Source organism: Streptomyces sp. NBC_01390 (assembly GCF_045040105.1).
In the GTDB taxonomy this organism is placed as follows: domain Bacteria; phylum Actinomycetota; class Actinomycetes; order Streptomycetales; family Streptomycetaceae; genus Streptomyces.
In genome coordinates this window covers 8,367,803-8,386,614 of record NZ_CP109551.1, presented here as the reverse complement: position 1 = coordinate 8,386,614, position 18,812 = coordinate 8,367,803, and the positions used below count along the sequence as shown (strand labels likewise).

At 70.4% G+C, this 18,812-nt stretch carries 21 protein-coding genes; 6 read left to right on the top strand and 15 right to left on the bottom strand.

Annotation, left to right across the window (positions count from 1 at the left end):
- The first annotated feature begins 123 nt into the window (after positions 1 to 123).
- Together OG241_RS37875 and OG241_RS37870 are read left to right on the top strand one after the other, a co-directional pair.
- A complete protein-coding gene (locus tag OG241_RS37875; RefSeq protein WP_405821991.1) occupies positions 124 to 2,202 on the top strand; it encodes a putative Ig domain-containing protein in 2,079 nt (692 codons plus the stop codon).
- A gap of 117 nt (positions 2,203 to 2,319) precedes the next feature.
- Positions 2,320 to 2,841 carry a hypothetical protein gene (locus OG241_RS37870; RefSeq protein WP_405821989.1) on the top strand — a complete coding sequence of 174 codons (522 nt, stop codon included), beginning with the start codon at positions 2,320 to 2,322 and terminating at the stop codon, positions 2,839 to 2,841.
- Here the strand turns inward: OG241_RS37870 and OG241_RS37865 are convergent.
- A complete protein-coding gene (locus tag OG241_RS37865) occupies positions 2,808 to 3,029 on the bottom strand; it encodes a hypothetical protein (RefSeq protein WP_405821987.1) in 222 nt (73 codons plus the stop codon). The two genes, OG241_RS37870 and OG241_RS37865, sit on opposite strands and share 34 nt — an antisense overlap.
- A 93-nt stretch (positions 3,030 to 3,122) precedes the next feature.
- On the opposite strand from OG241_RS37865, the gene OG241_RS37860 reads away from it, so the two are divergent.
- Complete coding sequence (locus OG241_RS37860) at positions 3,123 to 4,085, top strand: GlxA family transcriptional regulator (protein ID WP_405821985.1); 963 nt, start codon at positions 3,123 to 3,125, stop codon at positions 4,083 to 4,085.
- Positions 4,086 to 4,115: 30 nt separating this feature from the next.
- On the opposite strand, the gene OG241_RS37855 is transcribed toward OG241_RS37860, so the two are convergent.
- From OG241_RS37855 to OG241_RS37810, 10 genes are all read right to left on the bottom strand, one after another.
- Complete coding sequence (locus OG241_RS37855; protein ID WP_405821983.1) at positions 4,116 to 5,486, bottom strand: cytochrome P450; 1,371 nt, start codon at positions 5,484 to 5,486, stop codon at positions 4,116 to 4,118.
- Positions 5,483 to 6,568 carry an epi-isozizaene synthase gene (cyc1, locus tag OG241_RS37850; RefSeq protein ID WP_405821981.1) on the bottom strand — a complete coding sequence of 362 codons (1,086 nt, stop codon included), beginning with the start codon at positions 6,566 to 6,568 and terminating at the stop codon, positions 5,483 to 5,485. The genes OG241_RS37855 and cyc1 overlap by 4 nt, the downstream gene beginning before the upstream one ends.
- Positions 6,569 to 6,875: 307 nt before the next feature.
- Complete coding sequence (gene def / locus OG241_RS37845) at positions 6,876 to 7,526, bottom strand: peptide deformylase (protein WP_006376702.1); 651 nt, start codon at positions 7,524 to 7,526, stop codon at positions 6,876 to 6,878.
- A gap of 131 nt (positions 7,527 to 7,657) precedes the next feature.
- Positions 7,658 to 8,638, bottom strand: coding sequence for a tetratricopeptide repeat protein (locus OG241_RS37840; protein WP_405821978.1), 981 nt, complete (start codon positions 8,636 to 8,638; stop codon positions 7,658 to 7,660).
- 157 nt (positions 8,639 to 8,795) lie between these two features.
- Entirely contained in the window at positions 8,796 to 10,022 is a 1,227-nt protein-coding gene (locus OG241_RS37835) for an HD-GYP domain-containing protein (protein WP_405821976.1), read from the bottom strand.
- Entirely contained in the window at positions 10,019 to 11,470 is a 1,452-nt protein-coding gene (locus OG241_RS37830) for an HD-GYP domain-containing protein (RefSeq protein WP_405821974.1), read from the bottom strand. The genes OG241_RS37835 and OG241_RS37830 overlap by 4 nt, the downstream gene beginning before the upstream one ends.
- 217 nt (positions 11,471 to 11,687) lie before the next feature.
- On the bottom strand, positions 11,688 to 12,158 hold the full coding sequence (locus tag OG241_RS37825; RefSeq protein ID WP_405821972.1) for a roadblock/LC7 domain-containing protein: 471 nt from the start codon (positions 12,156 to 12,158) through the stop codon (positions 11,688 to 11,690).
- Between the two features lie 18 nt (positions 12,159 to 12,176).
- A complete protein-coding gene (locus OG241_RS37820; protein WP_329271121.1) occupies positions 12,177 to 12,341 on the bottom strand; it encodes a hypothetical protein in 165 nt (54 codons plus the stop codon).
- A gap of 152 nt (positions 12,342 to 12,493) precedes the next feature.
- Positions 12,494 to 13,309: a hypothetical protein gene (locus OG241_RS37815; RefSeq protein WP_405821970.1), complete on the bottom strand. Its 816-nt coding sequence runs from the start codon at positions 13,307 to 13,309 to the stop codon at positions 12,494 to 12,496.
- A 61-nt stretch (positions 13,310 to 13,370) separates the two neighbouring features.
- Entirely contained in the window at positions 13,371 to 13,736 is a 366-nt protein-coding gene (locus tag OG241_RS37810) for a hypothetical protein (RefSeq protein WP_405821968.1), read from the bottom strand.
- Positions 13,737 to 13,899: 163 nt separating this feature from the next.
- On the opposite strand from OG241_RS37810, the gene OG241_RS37805 reads away from it, so the two are divergent.
- The gene (locus tag OG241_RS37805) at positions 13,900 to 14,265 is read left to right on the top strand and encodes a hypothetical protein (RefSeq protein ID WP_318321874.1); all 366 of its coding nucleotides are present in this window, start codon (positions 13,900 to 13,902) and stop codon (positions 14,263 to 14,265) included.
- A gap of 72 nt (positions 14,266 to 14,337) precedes the next feature.
- Here OG241_RS37805 and rsrA read toward each other — a convergent pair whose 3' ends face one another.
- The 4 genes from rsrA to OG241_RS37785 all read right to left on the bottom strand — a co-directional run bounded on the left by rsrA (position 14,338) and on the right by OG241_RS37785 (position 17,037).
- On the bottom strand, positions 14,338 to 14,631 hold the full coding sequence (gene rsrA / locus OG241_RS37800; protein WP_405821966.1) for a mycothiol system anti-sigma-R factor: 294 nt from the start codon (positions 14,629 to 14,631) through the stop codon (positions 14,338 to 14,340).
- Entirely contained in the window at positions 14,628 to 15,308 is a 681-nt protein-coding gene (gene sigR, locus OG241_RS37795) for an RNA polymerase sigma factor SigR (protein ID WP_044474046.1), read from the bottom strand. Before sigR ends, rsrA begins: the two co-directional genes overlap by 4 nt.
- A 255-nt stretch (positions 15,309 to 15,563) precedes the next feature.
- Positions 15,564 to 16,220: an alpha/beta family hydrolase gene (locus OG241_RS37790; protein WP_405821964.1), complete on the bottom strand. Its 657-nt coding sequence runs from the start codon at positions 16,218 to 16,220 to the stop codon at positions 15,564 to 15,566.
- Position 16,221: 1 nt separating this feature from the next.
- On the bottom strand, positions 16,222 to 17,037 hold the full coding sequence (locus OG241_RS37785) for an SOS response-associated peptidase (protein WP_405821962.1): 816 nt from the start codon (positions 17,035 to 17,037) through the stop codon (positions 16,222 to 16,224).
- Positions 17,038 to 17,234: 197 nt separating this feature from the next.
- Here OG241_RS37785 and OG241_RS37780 point away from each other — a divergent pair, with 197 nt between their 5' ends.
- Together OG241_RS37780 and OG241_RS37775 are read left to right on the top strand one after the other, a co-directional pair.
- Positions 17,235 to 18,005 (top strand): class I SAM-dependent methyltransferase, encoded by a 771-nt coding sequence (locus tag OG241_RS37780; protein WP_405821960.1) that lies wholly within the window; start codon positions 17,235 to 17,237, stop codon positions 18,003 to 18,005.
- Positions 18,002 to 18,709 carry a DedA family protein gene (locus tag OG241_RS37775; protein WP_405821958.1) on the top strand — a complete coding sequence of 236 codons (708 nt, stop codon included), beginning with the start codon at positions 18,002 to 18,004 and terminating at the stop codon, positions 18,707 to 18,709. The genes OG241_RS37780 and OG241_RS37775 overlap by 4 nt, the downstream gene beginning before the upstream one ends.
- Positions 18,710 to 18,812: the final 103 nt, after the last annotated feature.

Sequence of the window (18,812 nt, the reverse complement as noted above, 5' to 3'; positions counted from 1 at the left end):
TCGGCATCACAGAACGTTCAAGTGTCATGCCCCTGACGAAATCGCGCACTGCTGCCGCTACGCGCGTCACAGGCCTGCCACCAGCGTCGAGAACCCCACTCCAACGACGGAGGCAGTACCCCCATGCGTAAAACACGCACAGACAAGCCCCGCCGGAGCCTGCGAAGACTCCTGGTCGTCGCCACTCCCGCCCTCGCCCTCAGCCTCGCCGGACTCGTCGCGGCGCCGGCGCACGCCGCGCCCGCAGCGCGAACTGTCACGCACGCAGCCGCGCCCACCTCCCACGTCACCCAGAACTCCAGGGCCCTCACCTCCCCGGACCGGCAGACGTTCCACTCGACCGGCAAGGCCGGCCAGAAGGTGCCGACCACGCATCTGTGCGCCACCGCCGAGCCCGGTCACGTCTCCTGTTTCGCCCAGCGCCGCACCGACATCAAGCAGCGGCTGGCCGCCGCGGCCGCCGCCGCGCCCTCCGGGCTCAGCCCGGCCAACCTGCACAGCGCCTACAACCTCCCGTCAACGGGCGGTTCCGGCCTGACAGTTGCCGTCGTCGACGCGTACAACGACCCCAACGCCGAGGCGGACCTCGCCACTTACCGTTCGCAGTACGGCCTGTCCGCCTGCACCAAGGCCAGCGGCTGCTTCAAGCAGGTCAGTCAGACCGGCTCGACGACCTCGCTGCCGACCAACGACACCGGTTGGGCCGGCGAGGAGGCGCTCGACCTCGACATGGTCAGCGCCGTCTGCCCCAACTGCAACATCATCCTCGTCGAGGCCACCTCCGCCAACGACTCCGACCTCGGCATCGCCGAGAACGAGGCCGTGTCGCTCGGTGCGAAGTTCGTCTCCAACAGCTGGGGCGGCTCCGAGGCGTCCTCCCAGACCACCGAGGACACCTCGTACTTCAAGCACCCCGGTGTCGCGATCACGGTCAGCTCGGGTGACAGCGCCTACGGCGCCGAGTACCCGGCAACCTCCCAGTACGTGACCGCCGTTGGCGGCACCGCCCTCTCCACCTCCTCCAACTCCCGCGGCTGGACCGAGTCCGTGTGGAAGACCAGCAGCACGGAGGGAACCGGGTCCGGCTGCTCGGCGTACGACCCCAAGCCGAGCTGGCAGACCGACACCGGGTGCACCAAGCGCATGGAGGCGGACGTCTCCGCCGTCGCCGACCCCGCCACCGGTGTGGCCGTCTACGACACCTACGGCGGCTCCGGCTGGGCCGTCTACGGCGGTACGAGCGCCTCGGCGCCGATCATCGCGGGCGTGTACGCGCTGGCCGGCACCCCGGGTTCCAGTGACTACCCGGCGAAGTACCCCTACAGCCACACGAGCAACCTGTACGACGTCACCAGCGGCAACAACGGCTCCTGCACCACCTCGTACTTCTGCACCGCGGCCACCGGCTACGACGGTCCGACCGGCTGGGGCACCCCCAACGGCACCACGGCCTTCACCTCGGGCACCAGCACGGGCAACACGGTGACCGTCACCAACCCGGGCAGCCGGTCGACCACGACCGGCAGCGCGGTCAGCCTGCAGATCAGCGCGTCCGACAGTGCGGGGGCGGCCCTCACCTACAGCGCGACCGGTCTGCCGACCGGGCTGTCGATCAGCAGCTCGACCGGCCTGATCTCCGGTACGGCGTCCACCGCGGGCACGTACCAGGTCACCGTCACCGCGAAGGACAGCACCGGTGCCTCCGGCTCCGCCTCCTTCAGCTGGACCGTCGGGTCGAGCAGCAGCACCTGCACCTCGTCCCAGCTGCTCGGCAACCCCGGCTTCGAGTCGGGCAACACCACCTGGACCGCCTCCAGCAGCGTCATCAGCAACTCCACCAGTGAGGCGGCGCACGCCGGGTCGTACTACGCCTGGCTGGACGGGTACGGCTCCGCGCACACCGACACGCTGTCCCAGTCGGTGACCGTGCCCAGCGGCTGCAAGGCCACCTTCACCTTCTACCTGCACGTCGACACCAAGGAGACCTCCACGAGCACCGCCTACGACAAGCTGACTGTCACCGCCGGATCGACCACCCTGGCGACGTACTCGAACCTCAACGCCGCCTCGGGCTACGTCCAGAAGTCCTTCGACCTCTCGTCGTACGCCGGCTCCACCGTCGCGCTGAAGTTCAGCGGTGTCGAGGACTCCTCGCTCCAGACCAGCTTCGTCCTCGACGACACAGCCGTCACGACCAGCTGACCACCGCTCCGCACCGAAGCCCCGGTCGCCGCCTTCGCGGCCGGGGCTTCAGTGCGGGATCCGGTGTGGGATCCGAACGTGTGGGTCACCCGTCGAACGGAAGAAGGAGGCTCCCCCATGCGTCGAACGATCCGCCGCACGACCCTCACCCTCTCGGCACTCACCGTCACCGTCACCATCGCCCTCGCAGGCTGCGCCGACCGGAGCGACACGGGCGAGGGCGGCGGCAACAGCGTGTCGGCCCCCTCCACGACGAGCCCGACCACGGGTCCGAACGTGAGCCCGAGTGCGAGTCCGACGACGAGCCCGACGCCAAGTCCTACGGGCTGTCCGGCAACGACGACGCTCGGCGCCCGCGACAGCGGCCGTACGGTGTGCCTGACGGTGGGTGACACGGTCCGCGTCAGCCTGGACGGAACCTCCGAGCGGCCCTGGAAGCCGCTCACCGCGAGCGGCGCCGGCCTGGAGGCCACCAACAGCGGGATCGTCCTTCGACCCGGCGACGCGAGCGCCGCCTTCGAGGCCGTGTCGGCGGGCAGGACCCGGCTGGAGTCCACGCGTCCGCTGTGCGACGCCCAGCCCGGCCAGGTCTCCTGCCGGGGGATTCAGGAGTGGTGGGTCGCCGTGGTGGTGAAGTAGAGGCGCCGCCGGGCGGGACGCTCCGTGGGGCCGATCGGCCCGTCCTCGCGGCGAGCCCGCTGGGCCTCGCGGATCTGACGGTCGATGCGCCGGTCGCGCGCCAGGCCGATCAGGGACGGCAGGGCGAGGGCCACGAAGATCGCGACGGCGAGGAGGATTCCGACGATGTTGTCCGCTGCTGTGTTCATGGACATCAGTCTCGACCTGAACACTCCTGACCGTCAGTGGCAGGACTGCCGCACACCCTCGATTTCCTGCCAAAGGCGAGGCACACTGGCAGCATGCTCGAAAACGTGGCCGTCGTCCTGCTCGACGGAGTGCATCCCTTCGAACTCGGTGTCGTCTGCGAGGTCTTCGGTCTGGACCGCGGCGACGAGGGCCTGCCGGTGTACGACTTCGCGGTCGCCTCGGCCGAGGGCCCGACGCTGACGACCCACGCGGGCTTCACCGTGGGTACGGAACACGGGCTGGAGCGGCTGGAGACGGCCGACCTGATCGCCGTACCGGCCGGGCAGACCTATGTGAACCGGGAGTACCCGCCGGAGCTGCTGGACGCGCTGCGGCGGGCCGTGGCGCGCGGGGCCCGGGTGCTCAGCGTCTGCTCCGGGGCCTTCGTGCTCGCCGCCGCGGGGCTGCTGGACGGCAAGCGGTGCGCGGTGCACTGGCGGCACGCGGAGGAACTGGCCCGGCGCTATCCGCGGGTCCTGGTCGAGCCGGACGTGCTGTACGTCGACGAGGGGCCGGTGATCACCTCCGCCGGTACGGCCGCCGGGATCGACGCCTGTCTGCACCTCGTACGGCTGGAGCACGGGCCCGAGGTCGCCAACGCCATCGCCCGGCGGATGGTCGTACCGCCACACCGGGACGGCGGACAGGCCCAGTACATCGAGCGGCCCCTGCCCCGGTCGCGGTGCGACACCGTCGGGGAGGTGCTGGTGTGGATGGAGCGGCATCTCGACGAGGAGGTGACCGTCGAGCAGCTCGCCGAGCGCGCCCACATGTCGCCCCGCACCTTCGCCCGCCGCTTCCAGCAGGAGACCGGCACCACGCCCTACCGCTGGATTCTGCGGCAACGGGTACTGCTGGCCCAGCAGTTGCTGGAGGCGACGGACGAGACGATGGACGCGATCGCCTGGCGCACCGGGTTCGGCAACGCGGCGGCGCTGCGCCATCAGTTCGTACGGTCGCTGGGGACGACCCCGCAGGCGTACCGGCGTACGTTCAAGGGCCCGGAGGCCGCCTGAACGCACGTCCGCTCGACCACCCGGGCCGCTTCAGCGCGGTGTCGCCCGCAGGAGCATCCGGTCCGGGTGCAGGGTGATGCCGACACGGAGCGCGTCCCGCGATCCGGGCACCCGTTCGAAGCGCCACTTCCTCGCCAGCTCGGCCGTGAGAATGGTGAGCATGGCCATCGAGAAGTGGTCACTCGGACACTTGCGATTGCCCACGCCGAACGGGGTCATCGCGTACTTGGGCAGGTCCTTGACGCGTTCCGGAAGCCAGCGGTCAGGGTCGAACTCGGTGTTCCGCTCGTACGAACGCGGATCGCGCTGTATCGCGTACGGGCTGTACACGAGATCGGCACCGGCCGGAATCCGATAGCCGCCCAGCTCGGTCTCGGCCACCGCCCTCCGGGTCAATATCCATACGGGCGGCTGCAAACGCATCGTCTCGACGACGACATTGTTCGTGTGCGCCAGCTCGCGGACGTCCGCGAATGCGACCGGGCGGTCACCCGCGACGGATTCGCCCTCTTCAGCCACCTTGTCCGCGTGTTCCGGCTGCTCGGCGAGTACCTGGAGCAGCGACATGATCGTGGAGGCGACGGTTTCGGCCCCCGGCGTGACTATGGCGACGACCTGATCGTGGATCTCCTGTTCGGCTATGGGGTCGCCATTCTCGTCCTTCGCCGCCAGCAAGGCCGTCAGCAGATCGTCCGGATTCTGACCGGATGCCCGGCGTTCGGCCACGATCTCGTCGACGACGAGATGCAAATCGGCCAGGGCCCGGTCGAATTTGCGGTTGGCCGGCAGGGGAAGCCGGTAGAGCGGTCCCGCCGGGATCACCATGCGCCGGTACATCCCGAGGAACACGGTGGCGAGCGCGGCGCACAGCCGTTCGGCGCGCTCGTCCATGTAGTCGCCGCGCAGCAGACAGCGGGCCGCGATGCGCACCGCGACCCGGAAGGACTCGGCAGTGGTGTCGATGACCTCGCCGGGCTGCCAGCGCCGGGCGAACGCCTGCGCCTCCTCCTCCATGATCGGCCCGTACTCGGGGAGGACGTCCAGCCTGAACGCGGGCTGGATGGTGCGCCGTTGACGCCGGTGGGTGGGCCCGTTGGCGGTGGCCACGCCCTGCTTGCCGAGCAGCCCTTCGAGGGACTCCCACAGCGGGCCGCCGATGATGTAGTGCGGGTTGAGGGCGAGTTCCCCGACCAGTTCCGGCGCGGTGGCGGCGTACACCGTCTTGGGGCCGAGTTTCAGCCGTACGACGTCGCCGTGGTCGCGGAGCCGGGCGAAGTAGCCCAGGGGGTCGCGGACGAGCTGCCAGCCGTGCCCGAGGAGCGGGACACCGCCGCCCGCGAAGGGCGGATCGGGCAGCTCCCCGGTCGCCGGGGATGCGTGGCGTACTGATTCGACGGTCATTTCTCACCTGCCGCTTCGTTGTTGACGTACGGGGGTGTGGAGCGGTCGTCCCAGTTGTCGACCATGTAGCGGCCCGACTCGTGGTGGAACCAGTAGACGGAACTGAACCAGTTCCGCATGTTGTCGAGACAGGCGCTCACGGCCCTGCTCGTTTCCTTTCCTCGCACGCTGCCGTCGTCGAGGGATGCGGCGAATCGGCACACTTCCTGTTCCACCGCAAGGAATTCGATAACGGCGCTGTCGACCCGCCTCCTGATTTCCGCGATGGCCTCCTCAAGTGTCAGCCCCTCGTGCCGAATGAGACTGATCCCGAGATTGTGCACCTCGTCGCCCGCGATCTCCTTCGGAAGTGAGCAGAGGTCGTTGTACCAGGCGGCGAATTCCTGGCTCAGCAGCGCCGCCCGACGGAATGCGGAGTTCTTCCTCACCATGTTGGGGAGTTCGCATCCCGCGCTCGGTTCCAGGAGGTCGGTCCAGATCCAGTGTGCGAAGGTGAGCCGCCGCAGCTCGAGGTATTCCTCGACTTTCGGCACCGTTCCGTTTGTACGGTTGCGGAATTCACGGTCGTAGGCGTCGATCACCGCGTGGAAGTGCCGCGCGAAGCGGGCGTTCCACCTCCTGCCCAGGAACGAGTACAGGCGCAGCACACTGTCCGCGAACCCCGCGACCAGCGGATCCCGGTGGTGGAGATAGAGCCCGGGTGCGTCCAGCGCGGAGTGGAGCAGGTCCTTGAGTTGCCGCCAGGCGGCGGGCCGGCCGTGCACGATGTCACGGTCGTGGCGGTCGTCCCAGACGAAGAACCAGGCGCTGTAGTCCGCTATCGCCTGGAGTACGTCGTCCGGGGCGCCGAGGTAGTAGCCGGCCATGAGGTCGGTGTAGCAAAGGCCGTCGGCATATTCTGCGACCTTGTCCGGTGTCATGAGACGTTTTTCCAGCAGCCAGGCCCTGGTCTTCTCCTGCAGTCGGGGCCAATACGGGTGCAGTTGCCGGGGAAACGCCGCCTCGATCACCGGTAAGGCCAGTGATGGTGGGATCGCTACCGCTGGTGTCGCCGGTGAGGTGCTGTGTGGGAAAGCAGGCACGAACAAACCCCTCTCAGCCGCGAGTTGGCGCTACACCCCTCCCGCTGTGCCGGGCGTGCGCCGTTGCGTATCCCCGCACTTCCCATTCAGCACCACAACTGACCGTTCTGGGAACGCATTTGCTTCCTTCACTACCCCAAGCTGCCGAGATTCGCCGCTCACTTGACTGATTACGGATCACGGTATGCGCACTTGAGTCCAAGTTTCGATCGAACGTGCGACGGACACGCGAACGGCTCCTGGTCAGGCATCGTCATGACCAGGAGCCGTTCGCGTGCACGCCTGCCTCAGGCGTTGTCAGAAGTTGTCAGTCGTTCGCGACCACGGGGTACCTGGGCTCGTTCTCGGCCATCTGCCGCAGGGCGTCCTTGCGCTCGCGCTTGGAGAGCCGGTCGATGTACAGGTATCCGTACAGGTGATCGGTCTCGTGCTGCAGACAGCGCGCGAAGTAGCCGGTGCCCCGCACCTTGATGGGGTTGCCCTTCTCGTCCTGCCCGGTCACCTCGGCGTAGTCCGGCCGGGCGAGCGGCGCGTACGCGGTCGGCACCGAGAGGCAGCCCTCGTTGCTGTCGTCCAGCCGACGCCGGTCGGCGGGCAGCTCGACCAGCTTCGGGTTGCAGATCACGCCGGTGTGGCGGGCGCCGTCGTCGTCGGGGCAGTCGTAGATGAAGACCTTCAGGTCGACGCCGACCTGGTTGGCGGCCAGACCCACGCCCTCGGCGGTGCGCTGGCTGGCGAACATGTCCGCGACCAGCTGGTCCAGCTCCGCGCCGAACTCGGTGACGTCCTGGCACTCCTTGTGCAGCACCGGGTTGCCGACGACCGTGATGGGCCGCGAGGTCCCGCGCTCACGCCAGGCCGCCTCACGCTCCTCGCCGTCCTCGGTGTCGACGACGAACCCCTCGTCGTCCACGGGGAGCACGCCCACGTGCTGCTGATCGGTGTCCTGCTGCGCCATGACCGACGATGCCTTCCTCAACAAACAAGCGGGGGGAGAGTTGCTGATACAGGGTACGGGGGGAAGCGCCCCGTCAGGGGCGCGGGGAACTGCGCGACAAGCCACGACGGCCCCGCACCCGGCAACAAGCCTCAGCAGACCTCTTCCAGATCCCGCCAGTCCCGAGTCTCCGGACTGTCAGCAACCCACCCGTCCAGCAGCCCCCGTACAAGAGAGGCCGGGGCAGCGATGCCACATTCCCGCTCAGGCGCCCAGAACTGCCCGTCCGTACGATGCCCCAGCGGCCCGGGATGCCCCGGCTCACTGTGATCGTGCGGATCAAGGTGCTCCCCGTCCCCCTCGTCGGACGGCATCCGTGACTCCGAGCACATCCGGCACAGCAACCGCACCGACGACGACCAGTCCTCCGCCGCGAACCCGGCGTCGGACGCCAGCTTCTCCAGGGCGTCCCGGTCCTCCTCGGCGGCGGCCTCCAGGAGGACCACCCAGGTGGGCACGGGCGAGGGCGCCCACAGCTCGATCTCGTCGAAGACGGGGTAGGAGTGCCCGGCCGCGGTGGTCCGCTCCCCGTGGGGCACCCCGTCGTGCAGCACGACCTCGCCCCAGCGCCGCCCTGAGGACGGCAGCGGAATCGACAGCACCTCGATGCGCGCGGGGTCGAGCCGCCGCCCCCACACGACCTCGGCCTCGCCCTCCGGCGACAGCCGTACGGCCGCGCTGCCCAGGTCCATCCCGGCGGGCTCACCGGCGGCAGCGGCGCCCCCGGGTACCCGCAGCCCGTACGCCTGCCAGGCCCGACGGGCCAGCGGCCAGTCCTGGAGGGCGGTGGCCGCGATGCCCACGTTCCACCAGTCGGGGGCCCCGGTCTCCCGGTCGAGCAGGGCGATGGCCCGGAGACCGGCCGCCCTCGCCTGCTCCCAGTCGTGCCGGAACTTGTGGAGCAGGGCGAGATTGAACCAGGACTCGGACAGCCAGGGTTCAAGATCGGCGGCACGTGTCAGCAACGCGCCCGCGTCCTCGTACCGCCCGTCGCCGATCAGCGTGAACGCGCGGTCGGTGGCCTGCCGCCATGAGGCGGAGGGCCGGTGCCGTCCCTTGCCGAAGATCCTCACGATTCCCGCCTGCCAGTGCCGTGGAGTGGGCCGGCTTCTGCCCCCGTACAGCCTCTCCCTCGCATCCAACCACGGACCGCTGGAGGGGCGCTCATTACCCATGGGTTACCCAACCGAGGGCAGCGTAAGACCGTCCACCCCTCTCCCACCACCACCTTCAACCGATGCGCTCCCGGACGACTCCACCATTCCTGGCGAGTACCCGCGCGAGGGATTCCACCACCTCGGGCTGGTAGTCCCGGCCCGTGCCGAGCCGCAGCTCCTCCAGCGCCCGCAGCGGGCCGCCCGCTCCGGCGTCCCGCACCTTCTCGTCGTAGGCGTTGACGGCCCGCACGATCTGCGCGGAGACGGGCTGTTCCCGGTACGGATCGGCCTGCCGCTCCACGACCACGGCGACGGCCGCGGCCACCCCCGTCTGCCGTACGACGGCCCCGCCGAGCAGCGCGATCCGGCGCTGTTCCGCCACGGGGAGTACGGCCGTGGCGCCGGCCGGTACCGGGTCGACGAGGCTGAGCTGCCCGATGTCGTGCATGAGGGCCGCGTACTCCAGCACGGTCAGCTCCGGCTCGGACAGCCCCAGCTCCCGGCCCACCGCCCCGCTGAGCACCGCGACGCGCCGGGCATGCCCAGGCGGCGTGTACCCGGCGATCTCGGTGGCGCGGGCCAGGGAGGCGATGGTCTGCCGGTAGGTGGCCCGCACGGCCGCGTACCGCCGGAAGGCGAACTGGGTGAGGAGCAGCGGCAGCGAGAAGACGGGCAGCGCCCAGAGTCCGACGACGGCGACGGCGAGCGCCATGACGACCCCGGTGGCACACACGGCCGTCCCGATCCCCAGCATGGCCCGCAGCTCGTCCCGCAGCAGCGGGCCGAAGGGCCAGCCGGTGCGCGCGTGCGCGAGCGCGGCCGCGAGAACGGCGTCGCAGAGCGTGGTGAGCACGAGCAGCGCGACGAGCAGGAGGACGTAGGCGGAGCCGCCCCAGGCTTCGAACACGCCCTGGTTGTAGAGGGGTTGGAAGCAGATGGCGGCGAAGCCCGCGGTGAGCACCCGGCGGGCGAGGTGGTCGGTGGTCGGCCCCCGTCCCCGCGCGACGTGCGGCACACAGCCGACGAGGGTGGCCGCGACGACGACGGTGACGACCTGGAGCGCGCCGTGGTGGGTGGCCCGTCCCGCGTCCTCCCCCAGCAGCGCGTACGACAGGGCCCCGGCGGCGGCGAGCGGCGCCGCCTCCCGCGACTCGGGCCCGCTCCACCGGGTCAGCTCCCCCGCGATGACGAGCAGCCCGAAGGAGAGCGCGACGGCACGCTCGTCGAGCCCGTACCAGAGGGTGTGGGCGAGGGAGAGGGCGACGAGGAGAGCGGCGGTGGCGTGCACGAGGGCCCTCATCTCCCCCCGTCCTTACTGCCGACCTGCCCGGAAAGCCGCTCGGGACGGGGAACGCCGGCGGGGTGTGTGGTGGCCGAACTGGAAATCGGACTGGAAACGGGTGGGTTGGGTGGGAAATCACAAGGGGACTGCACCGAGTCGGCTGTGACCGCCGGATGCCATCCACCCCGCCGCTCCAACCCCCTCACCAACGCTCCCACCATCACCGGATCGAACTGTGACCCCGCGCACCGTTCAAGCTCAGCGAGAGCGACCCCCACCGGTCGCGCCCTGCTGTACGACCGAGTCGACGTCATCGCGTCGAACGCGTCCGCGACGGCGACCACCCGCGCGAACTCCGGGATCTGGCTGCCGACCAGCCCGTAGGGGTACCCGCTCCCGTCCAGCCGTTCGTGATGGTGCAGGATCGCCGACCGGGCCTCCCCGAGGAAGCCGATGCCCCGGACCATCTCGTGGCCGTACTCCGGGTGCAGCTCGATCACCCGCCGCTCCTCCGGGGTCAGCGGCCCGTCCTTGCGCAGCAGCCTCGTGGGAACGCCCAGCTTCCCGACGTCGTGCAGGATTCCGGCGAACCGCAGCACTTCCACCCGCTCCTCGTCCATGCCCAGCTCCCGCGCGATCACCATCGACGCCTGCCCGACCCGCTCGCTGTGCCCGCGCGTGTACCCGTCCTTGATGTCGACGGCCTGCACGAGCGCCCTGATCGTCGCCTGATGTGCCGCCCGCTCCCGGTGGTACTGCGCGAACACCCACCACGACACCCACATCGGGAGCAGCACGAGCAGCGCGGCCAGCGGCCCGTACGGGCTGCGCCACAGGACGGCCATCATCAGCCCGGCGAGCCCGTGCACCCCGACCGGTACCAGTGACCGTACGAACAGGCCCCGCCAGGCCAGCCGTACCGGGACACGTTCGGCGAGCGCCAGGATGCCTCCGTCGAGCAGGGCCAGGACCAGGCAGAACGCGACGACGGCCGCCCCGGCGGCGGCCAGTGCGTACGGGAAGTAGGAGGAGACGACCGTGTCGGGGCCACCGAGCGACCAGTGCACCCGCGAGGCCGTCCAGGCGCCGATCCCGAGCTGTCCGGCCCGCCAGAGCCGACGCGGCCAGGGCGTCCGTTCCGCGCCCCGCACGAGCAGCGCGCCCGGCAGCGGCACGAGGGCGGCAGCGGCGGGCGGCAGCAGGAAGGCGCCGGCGAGCAGGACGGGCGTGTGCCACCTGGGCGGTCCGCCCCCGGTGCCACCGGGACCGGCGGCGCCCGGCCCCTCGTACCCCGGCCCCCCGCCGAAGCGGCCGACCGCGAGCTGCTCGCACGCGGCGCACAGCGCGGCGAACAGCGCCACGGCGCCCCAGGGGGCGTGCGCGTACCGGACGGGCGCCGCGCAGAGGACGGCCCCGACGGCGACAGTGATGACGTAGACCCGCGCCCACGGTGTGATCGACCGCATGGCGCTCCCTCCCCCGCGTCCCGGACCGGCGCCGACAGGGCGTTCGGCGCGAGCCTGTTCAGGCTCCGGGACATGGAGGATAGGGCGGCCGGCAGCGGCCGTACGGAGGCATTGGGCGAATCTCAGGCCTCAGAAGCCGCAGATTAGCCCGTTAGAGGGAAGCGGGCGTATCAGACGTAACCGGCGCCGGGGTCGCGGGCGGCTTCCGTCTCACGTGTCAGTACGCCACGTCCGCCGCCAGGAGCTTGGCCAGGTCCTCGACCGTCGCCGGGGACTCACGCTGGAACGCGGCGATGTCCAGCCCGTCGTCGCCCACGACGGTCAGCAGGGCACGTTCGCCGACGGCCAGCACGATCACATGCCCGGAGCCGCACCGGGCGACCACCTCGCGCAGGGCCCCGACCTTCGCCTGCTCGGCGATACGGCGGCTCACCCCGAGCGTCGCGGCGGCGAGCGCGGCGACCGACTCCGGGTGCACGGTGTCCGCGTCGGCCACGACGAGAAGCCCGTCGACCGTGGACAGGACGCTCTCGGAGACTCCCATCACCCGCTCCCGCAACGAGGCCAGGATGTCGGTCAGCCGGGAGGACTGGGATGCCTGGGAATCCTGGGCGGACTGGGAGTCGTCGCTCAGCGGATTCCGGGGACTCGGCGGGCTCGGAGGGTTCGGAGGGCTCAGGGGACCCATGGGACGTACTCCTTGCGGTCAGTCGGGCTCGGGAAGAGCGCGCAACGCATGGCGGACCCGCCGCAGCGTCTCGACAGAGGGTTGGTCGGCGGCCAGTTCTTCGGCCGAGGGGCCCAGCAGGGCGGGGTTTGCCGCACCCCGTACGGGAAGCGGCTTCCGTACGGGCAGAGGGGGTGTGCTCACCCCTTGGTCGTCGTGAACCTGGTCCGCGCTCTCCGACGCGTTTCCGTCGTCGCTCGCCTGTCCGTTCGCCTCGCCGATTCCCTCGCTGCTTCCCTCTTCGTTTCCGTCAGCACGTCGGTCGGTGCCTGGGTCATCTCTTCCATCGTCCGCACTCACTTCCCCCCTTTCTCTCCGCCACGAGGCATCCGCCTCGGCAGCGGCTCGGTTCTCGACGGCACCGGCGACGGGCCCGCAGCCCGCGTACGGCCGGGGGTGACGCGTGGCGCCGTGCTGGGCCGGCCGCCGGGAACGGTCGGGGGCTCCCACCGGAGCAACCCGTACGACTCCATGCGGATCAGGTCCAGCATCACGGCGTACAGCCCGCGCCCCAGCGCGAAGGCGAGATCACGGGCCGTACGGCGTCCGTTGACCTGGTTCAGAATGTTCTCGTGCCGACCGGAGAGCGGCCCCTCCACAACTCCCGTACCGGGTACGGGCCGCGCACGGGCCAGTTCGCCCGGGGGTCCCCACAGGCGGCTGAGCAGCGCGATCCGCCGCGTGGTCTCGTCGGTCAACTGCCGTGGTTCCACGCCCGGTCGGGCGAGAAGAGCGGGCTCCGGGTCGCTCAGCTCCCAACTGCCCGGCGCACCCAGCGACATGGCGAAGGCCGCGTCGAACACGGCTGCCGTGCAGATGACTTCGAGCTCGACGGCGCCCACCAGTTCGCCGGCGACCAACTGTTTCCCGAGCAGTTCCGCGTCGCGCTGTGCGGCGCACGCGGCGAGCCAGTCCTCGTCGCCGATCCGGCCCGAGGTCAGCAGTGTCGAGGTGGCGGTCGGCGCCCCCGGTGTCTCGATCGCGCCCAACAGGCCGTCGCGCAGGTGGAGCGTGCCGCCCGGGGTGCCCGCGACCCGTACCGTGCCGCTGAACCCCTCCTCGCGCAGCCCCAGCAGGAGCGCGGGCAGATTGCGCACGGCGGATGCCCTCATGCGCTCACCCGCGCATCCGTGCCGGTCGTGGGGGTGGGACCGGATCTGCCGACCGGGTCCGTCATGCCAGCACCTCGCCGGCCAGGTCGCCCATGCTGCGCGTGGCGAGCGCGAGGTTGACCCGCTGCCGGTCGAGTCCGGCCGTCAGCAGCAGCGGGTCGCCGGCCGGGCGGCCCACCGTCAGCAGGACCTGATGGCGGCGCACGCTGGTCGTGACGACGCTCTCCAGCTCACCCTCGGCGCCCGCCCGGCCCAGCCGTTCGGCGACGAGGGCGGCGAACTCGGAGCTCTCCGAACCGTCCCCGGCCTCGGCGGTGTCCCCCGCAACGCCGTAGGTGAGGCCGGTGACCGCGTCGACGAGGGCGACACCGGTGACGCCGGGGGAGTCGAGGAACCGGGCCAGTGAAGCCTCAACTGCCGTCGACATTTCGCCATTCCCCCTTCACCTACGACCACTGCGCAGTACTTTGAGCGACAACTTTCGTAACGCACAACAAAGTTGATGTTTTGTGACCCGCAAGTCGCTTGAGTTCGATCGTAGTTGCACAGACAGCGACCAGTCAGCGTCACTGAGGAATTGGGGCAGCAGAATGAACATCGAGACAGCGCTCAAGGAAGCCATGACCGTGGACGGGGCGCTCGGAGTGGCGCTCGTCGACTACGACAGCGGCATGTCGCTCGGCACCCTCGGCGGCGGCCCGGGCCTGGACCTGGAGCTCGCGGCGGCGGGCAACACCGAGGTCGTACGGGCGAAGATGCGCACCCTGGCCTCGCTGGACATGAACGACACCATCGAGGACATCCTGATCACCCTGGGCAGGCAGTACCACCTGATCCGCCCGCTGGCCAGCAGCAAGGGCGCGCTCTTCCTCTACGTCGCGCTCGACCGGTCGCGCAGCAACCTGGCGCTGGCCCGGCACAGCCTGAAGAGGATCGAGAACGGCCTGGACGTCTGAGGTCCCGGCCCAGAACCGCCGGAGAAACGGCGATCGGCCCCGCCTCGGCGGGGCCGACGACGTCCGGCGGTGTCAGCCCTCGGCAGCCACGTCGTGGTCGGGCACGGCCTGCCCGGAGCGGATCATGTCGAGCCGCCCCATGACCTTGGCGCGCAGGTCGATCGGCACGTCGTCCTGGCCGCAGCAGCGCTTGACGAGCTTCTTCACCGCCTGTTCGAGCCCGTACTTCTCCAGGCACGGAGAGCACTCGTCGAAGTGGACCTCGAACTTGGTGCAGTCCGAGTCCGGCATCTCCCGGTCCAGGAACTCGTAGAGATGATCGAGTACTTCACTGCAGTCCGTCTCGTGCGGCTCTCCGCAGCTCATGAGCCCGAGCCTTTCGCTTCGTTCGACTCTCCGGCACCGGCCGGGACCAGACCACGGTCACGGGCGTAGTCCTCCAGCATGCCGCGCAGCTGACGACGGCCGCGGTGCAGCCGGGACATCACCGTACCGATGGGTGTCCCCATGATGTCCGCGATCTCCTTGTACGCAAAGCCCTCTACGTCCGCGAGATAGACCGCGATCCGGAATTCCTCCGGGATGGCCTGCAGCGCTTCCTTGACGTCCGAGTCGGGCAGGTGGTCGAGCGCCTGCGCCTCGGCGGAGCGCAGTCCGGTCGACATGTGCGACTCGGCACGCGCGAGCTGCCAGTCCTCGATCTCCTCGGCAGCGCTGCGCTGGGGCTCGCGCTGCTTCTTGCGGTACGAGTTGATGAACGTGTTCGTGAGAATCCGGTACAGCCACGCCTTGAGGTTGGTGCCCTCACGGAACTGGTGGAAGGACGCGTACGCCTTGGCGTACGTCTCCTGCACCAGGTCCTCGGCGTCGGCCGGATTGCGTGTCATGCGCAGCGCGGCCGAGTACATCTGGTCGAGGAATTCGAGCGCGTCCCGCTCGAAGCGCGCACTGCGCTCGGCGGTCGACTCACTCCTGCCCGGGCCCTCGGGCTGCTCCGCCTGACCGTGTTCGGTCCCCGCGTCGGTCCCAGTGACCGGACCCACCTCCTCCAACGACGTGGTGAGACCGAAACCGATCCCACTCGAATCGGAGGATAGACGAACATCGTGTCCGCCCGCCGCCCGAATAGGGGCGGTCTTCGTCGCGTGCAGCACCGTCCAGTCCAGGTCAGCGCTGCTGCGGCGATTCGGGCTGATGGTCGAACCCATGCGGCGGACTTCCTCTCGTACGAACGGTCACCCCACGTTCGTGGCGTCTGATCGGCACAACAGTTGCCCAGCGCCCGGCATTCCCGGCCATCACCCGGGCAACGGCGCGAGTGACGCGATCCACTCCATGACCCGGCCGGTGATGACCGCCATCGCCTCGTCCTGCCCGACGGGTGCGCGTTTCGGCACGGCGAAGCCGTGGTCGCCGTAGGGCACCTCCACCAACTCGTGCTCTCCCGGCGGGAACTCGGCCGGTTTCCCGAACGGATCGTTGCCGCCCTGGACGACGAGGGTGGGCACCCCGGCCCCGAGCAGCTCGGCGGCCCGGGATCTGTCGGGCCGACCCGGAGGGTGCAGCGGGAAGGAGAGCGCGAGCACGGCCACCGCGCCCAGTTCCCCGGCCGTACGACAGGCCACGCGGGCTCCGGCGCTGCGCCCGCCCGCGATCACCGGCCGCCCGGGCTTCGCGAGCGCGGGCCAGATTCCCCGCCACCCCACGTCCAGGGTCTTCGGTGCGGGCGCCAGCTTCTTTCCGGCCACCCGCCAGGGCTGCTCGACGAGCGCCACGGTGACGCCGTGCGCGGGCAGCTCCCCGGCGAGTGCCTGCAGATCCCGGGCCTCGATGCCCCCACCGGCGCCATGGCTGACGGCCAGGACGAACCGGGGCCGCGCGGCGGAACGCCAGGTGACACGGGCGGTGCCCACGTCGGTCTCGACGGTCTCGGTATGTGTGTCAGAAGGGCTCACGTCAGAAGAGTGTGCCCTCCTCGGGCCCCTCCAGCTCGGTCAGCAGCTCCGGTCCGTTGTTGCGGACGTTGCTGACGGCCGTGGAGACGGGGTAGGCACGCAGCAGTCCGGCGGGCGGCGGCGCGAGCAGCTCGCGCAGGTCGTCCACGTCCGTATGGGCGGGATCGAGCCAGGCGTCCCAGTGGTCCGGGGTGAGCATCAGGGGCATCCGGGGGTGGATGTCGGCCAGGGCGCGCGGGCCCTCCGCGGGGGCCGCCGCGAGCGGGGAGGTCTCGGCCTCGGTGGTGATGACCGAGCAGGTCACCCACCAGGCCAGCGGGTGCTCGTCGGGCAGGGTCCGGTCCCGCCAGAACTCGTACAGGCCCGCCATCGCGAAGACCGACCCGTCGGCGGGCGTCACGAAGTACGGCTGCTTGCGGGGGCGCTTCTTCTTCCCCTCGACCTCCAGCTCGCGCTCGCCGGCCGCGGTGACCCACTCGTAGTAGCCGTCGGCGGGCAGGATGCAGCGCCGGGTGGTGAAGGCGCGACGGTACGAGGGCTTCTCGTGGACGGTCTCCGCGCGCGCGTTGATCATGCGGGCGCCGCCCTCGGGCGTCTTGGCCCAGGACGGGACGAGGCCCCACTTCAGCTTCCGCAGCTGCCGAACCGGTTTCGGGTCCTCGGCGTCCTTGAGGGGGCGGTCGAGGACCGCGTAGACCTCTTTGGTCGGGGCCACGTTGTAGTCAGGGGCGAGTGTCTCCTCGGGCTCCCACTGCTCGACCTCGAAGACTCCCGCGAGATCCTCCGGCGCCCGACTCGCCGCATACCGTCCGCACATCCCCAACCACCCCTCCGACCTGCGGAAACCGCATCATGCCTCGTCAGCCGCCACCCAGTCTCGCAGGTCCTTCCCGCCCGTTTGTGATTTCTGAGTTCCTTCTGACGATCGACGATACCGACCCCCTATTTTCGTAGGTGGAAGTGGCCGCCAATAGGCGGATCCCCTGCCGGGATCGCCTTTCTAGCGTCAATTCCATGACCGACCGAGCCGCCTCCCGGACCTCCCACGCCTCCCACGACCGTGCACGGACGACGCGGCACAACGCCGAGAACTGGATGTTCCTGCTTGAGGCAGCGCGCGATCTGCGCACCACGGGTGCCATAGCCCCGAGCGGCAAGGCCCTGGCCCGAGCGCTCACCGACCCCATACGGGCTCGAGCGCCCCACCCCCTGGCAGTCCTGGAAGTCGGCGCCGGCACCGGCCCGGTCACCCGGGCCCTGATCCTCCGGCTGTCCCGGGGCAGCCGCCTGGACATCGTCGAGGCCAACCCACGCTTCGCCGCGCGACTGCGCCGGCTCGTCACCACACACCAGGCCCTGACAGACCTGACCGACCTGACGGACAGGGCCGCGCGGGTGACCGTGCACGAGACCCGCATCGAGCGGCTCGAGACCGACCAGCGGTACGACGTCATCGTCTCCGGGCTGCCCCTGACCAACTTTCCGCCCACGCAGGTCGAGCGCGTCATGGCCCGCTATCTGGAACTCCTGCACCCCGGCGGCACGCTGACCTACTTCGCCTACCTCGGCACCCGCAGGGCCCGCGCCCTGACGGCATCGCGGGCCGAAGCCCGCCGCCACGCCGCCGTGGACGAGATCATGGGCACCTACCAGCGCACCTACGCCACGGGCCGCCGGACGGTGTACGCCAACATTCCGCCCGCGTACGTCTGGCAGCTGCGCCGCCCGTTCGTCTCCGCGACGGAGGACCAGTTCGAGCCGCGGCCGGACAGGGCGCGCCGGTGAACGCGCTCTCCGACATCCTCGGCCGCCTCTCCCCGGCCGCGGCGTACGCCGTGTTGGCCACCGCGGTGCTGGCCGAGTCGGTCCTCCTCGTCGGCGCCTTCATCCCGACGCTGACCCTGCTGCTGACCGCAGGCGCGCTGGCCCGCGCCGGTCACCTCAGCCTTCCCCTCGTCATCGCCGCCGCGGCCGGCGCCGTGGTGACGGGTGACTTCCTCGCCCACCGCACCGGAGGGTTCCTCGGCGACCGGCTGCGCGGAGGCGGCATGGGCCGTCGGATACCGGGCGCCGCCTGGCACCGGGCGGAGACGCTGATGAACCGTCACGGCGGCCGGGCGGTGTTTCTGGCCCGCTTCCTGCCGGTGGTGCGCACCCTCGCCCCGCACCTCGCGGGCGCCACTCGCCTGCCCTACCCCCGCATCGCTCCGTACAGCCTCGCCGCGGCCTGCACCTGGGCCACGGCGGAGGCGGGTGTCGGTTACGCCGCCGCGACCTCTCTCCGACGCGTCCTCACCCTGGGCGGTCCCGCCCTCGCCCTGGTCGCCCTGTCGGCGATCGGGGGCGGGCTGTTGTGGCGCAGAAGGCGCCGCTCATCCAACAGCGACCCCGGCTCGTCTCCAGGTGGATGCGGCAGGCCGGGAGACACCGGCCGTGCGGGGATCGGGCCGGATCACTCAGAATCACTCCGCGGCTCTCGCTCCCGGTGACCTGCGCGTTCGCCCAGGAACGATCGGTGTCCCCACGACGTCTCAGCCAGTGGCCGTACATACGTGCCACACTGCCTGATTCGACGCGACGCCAAGGAGCCTC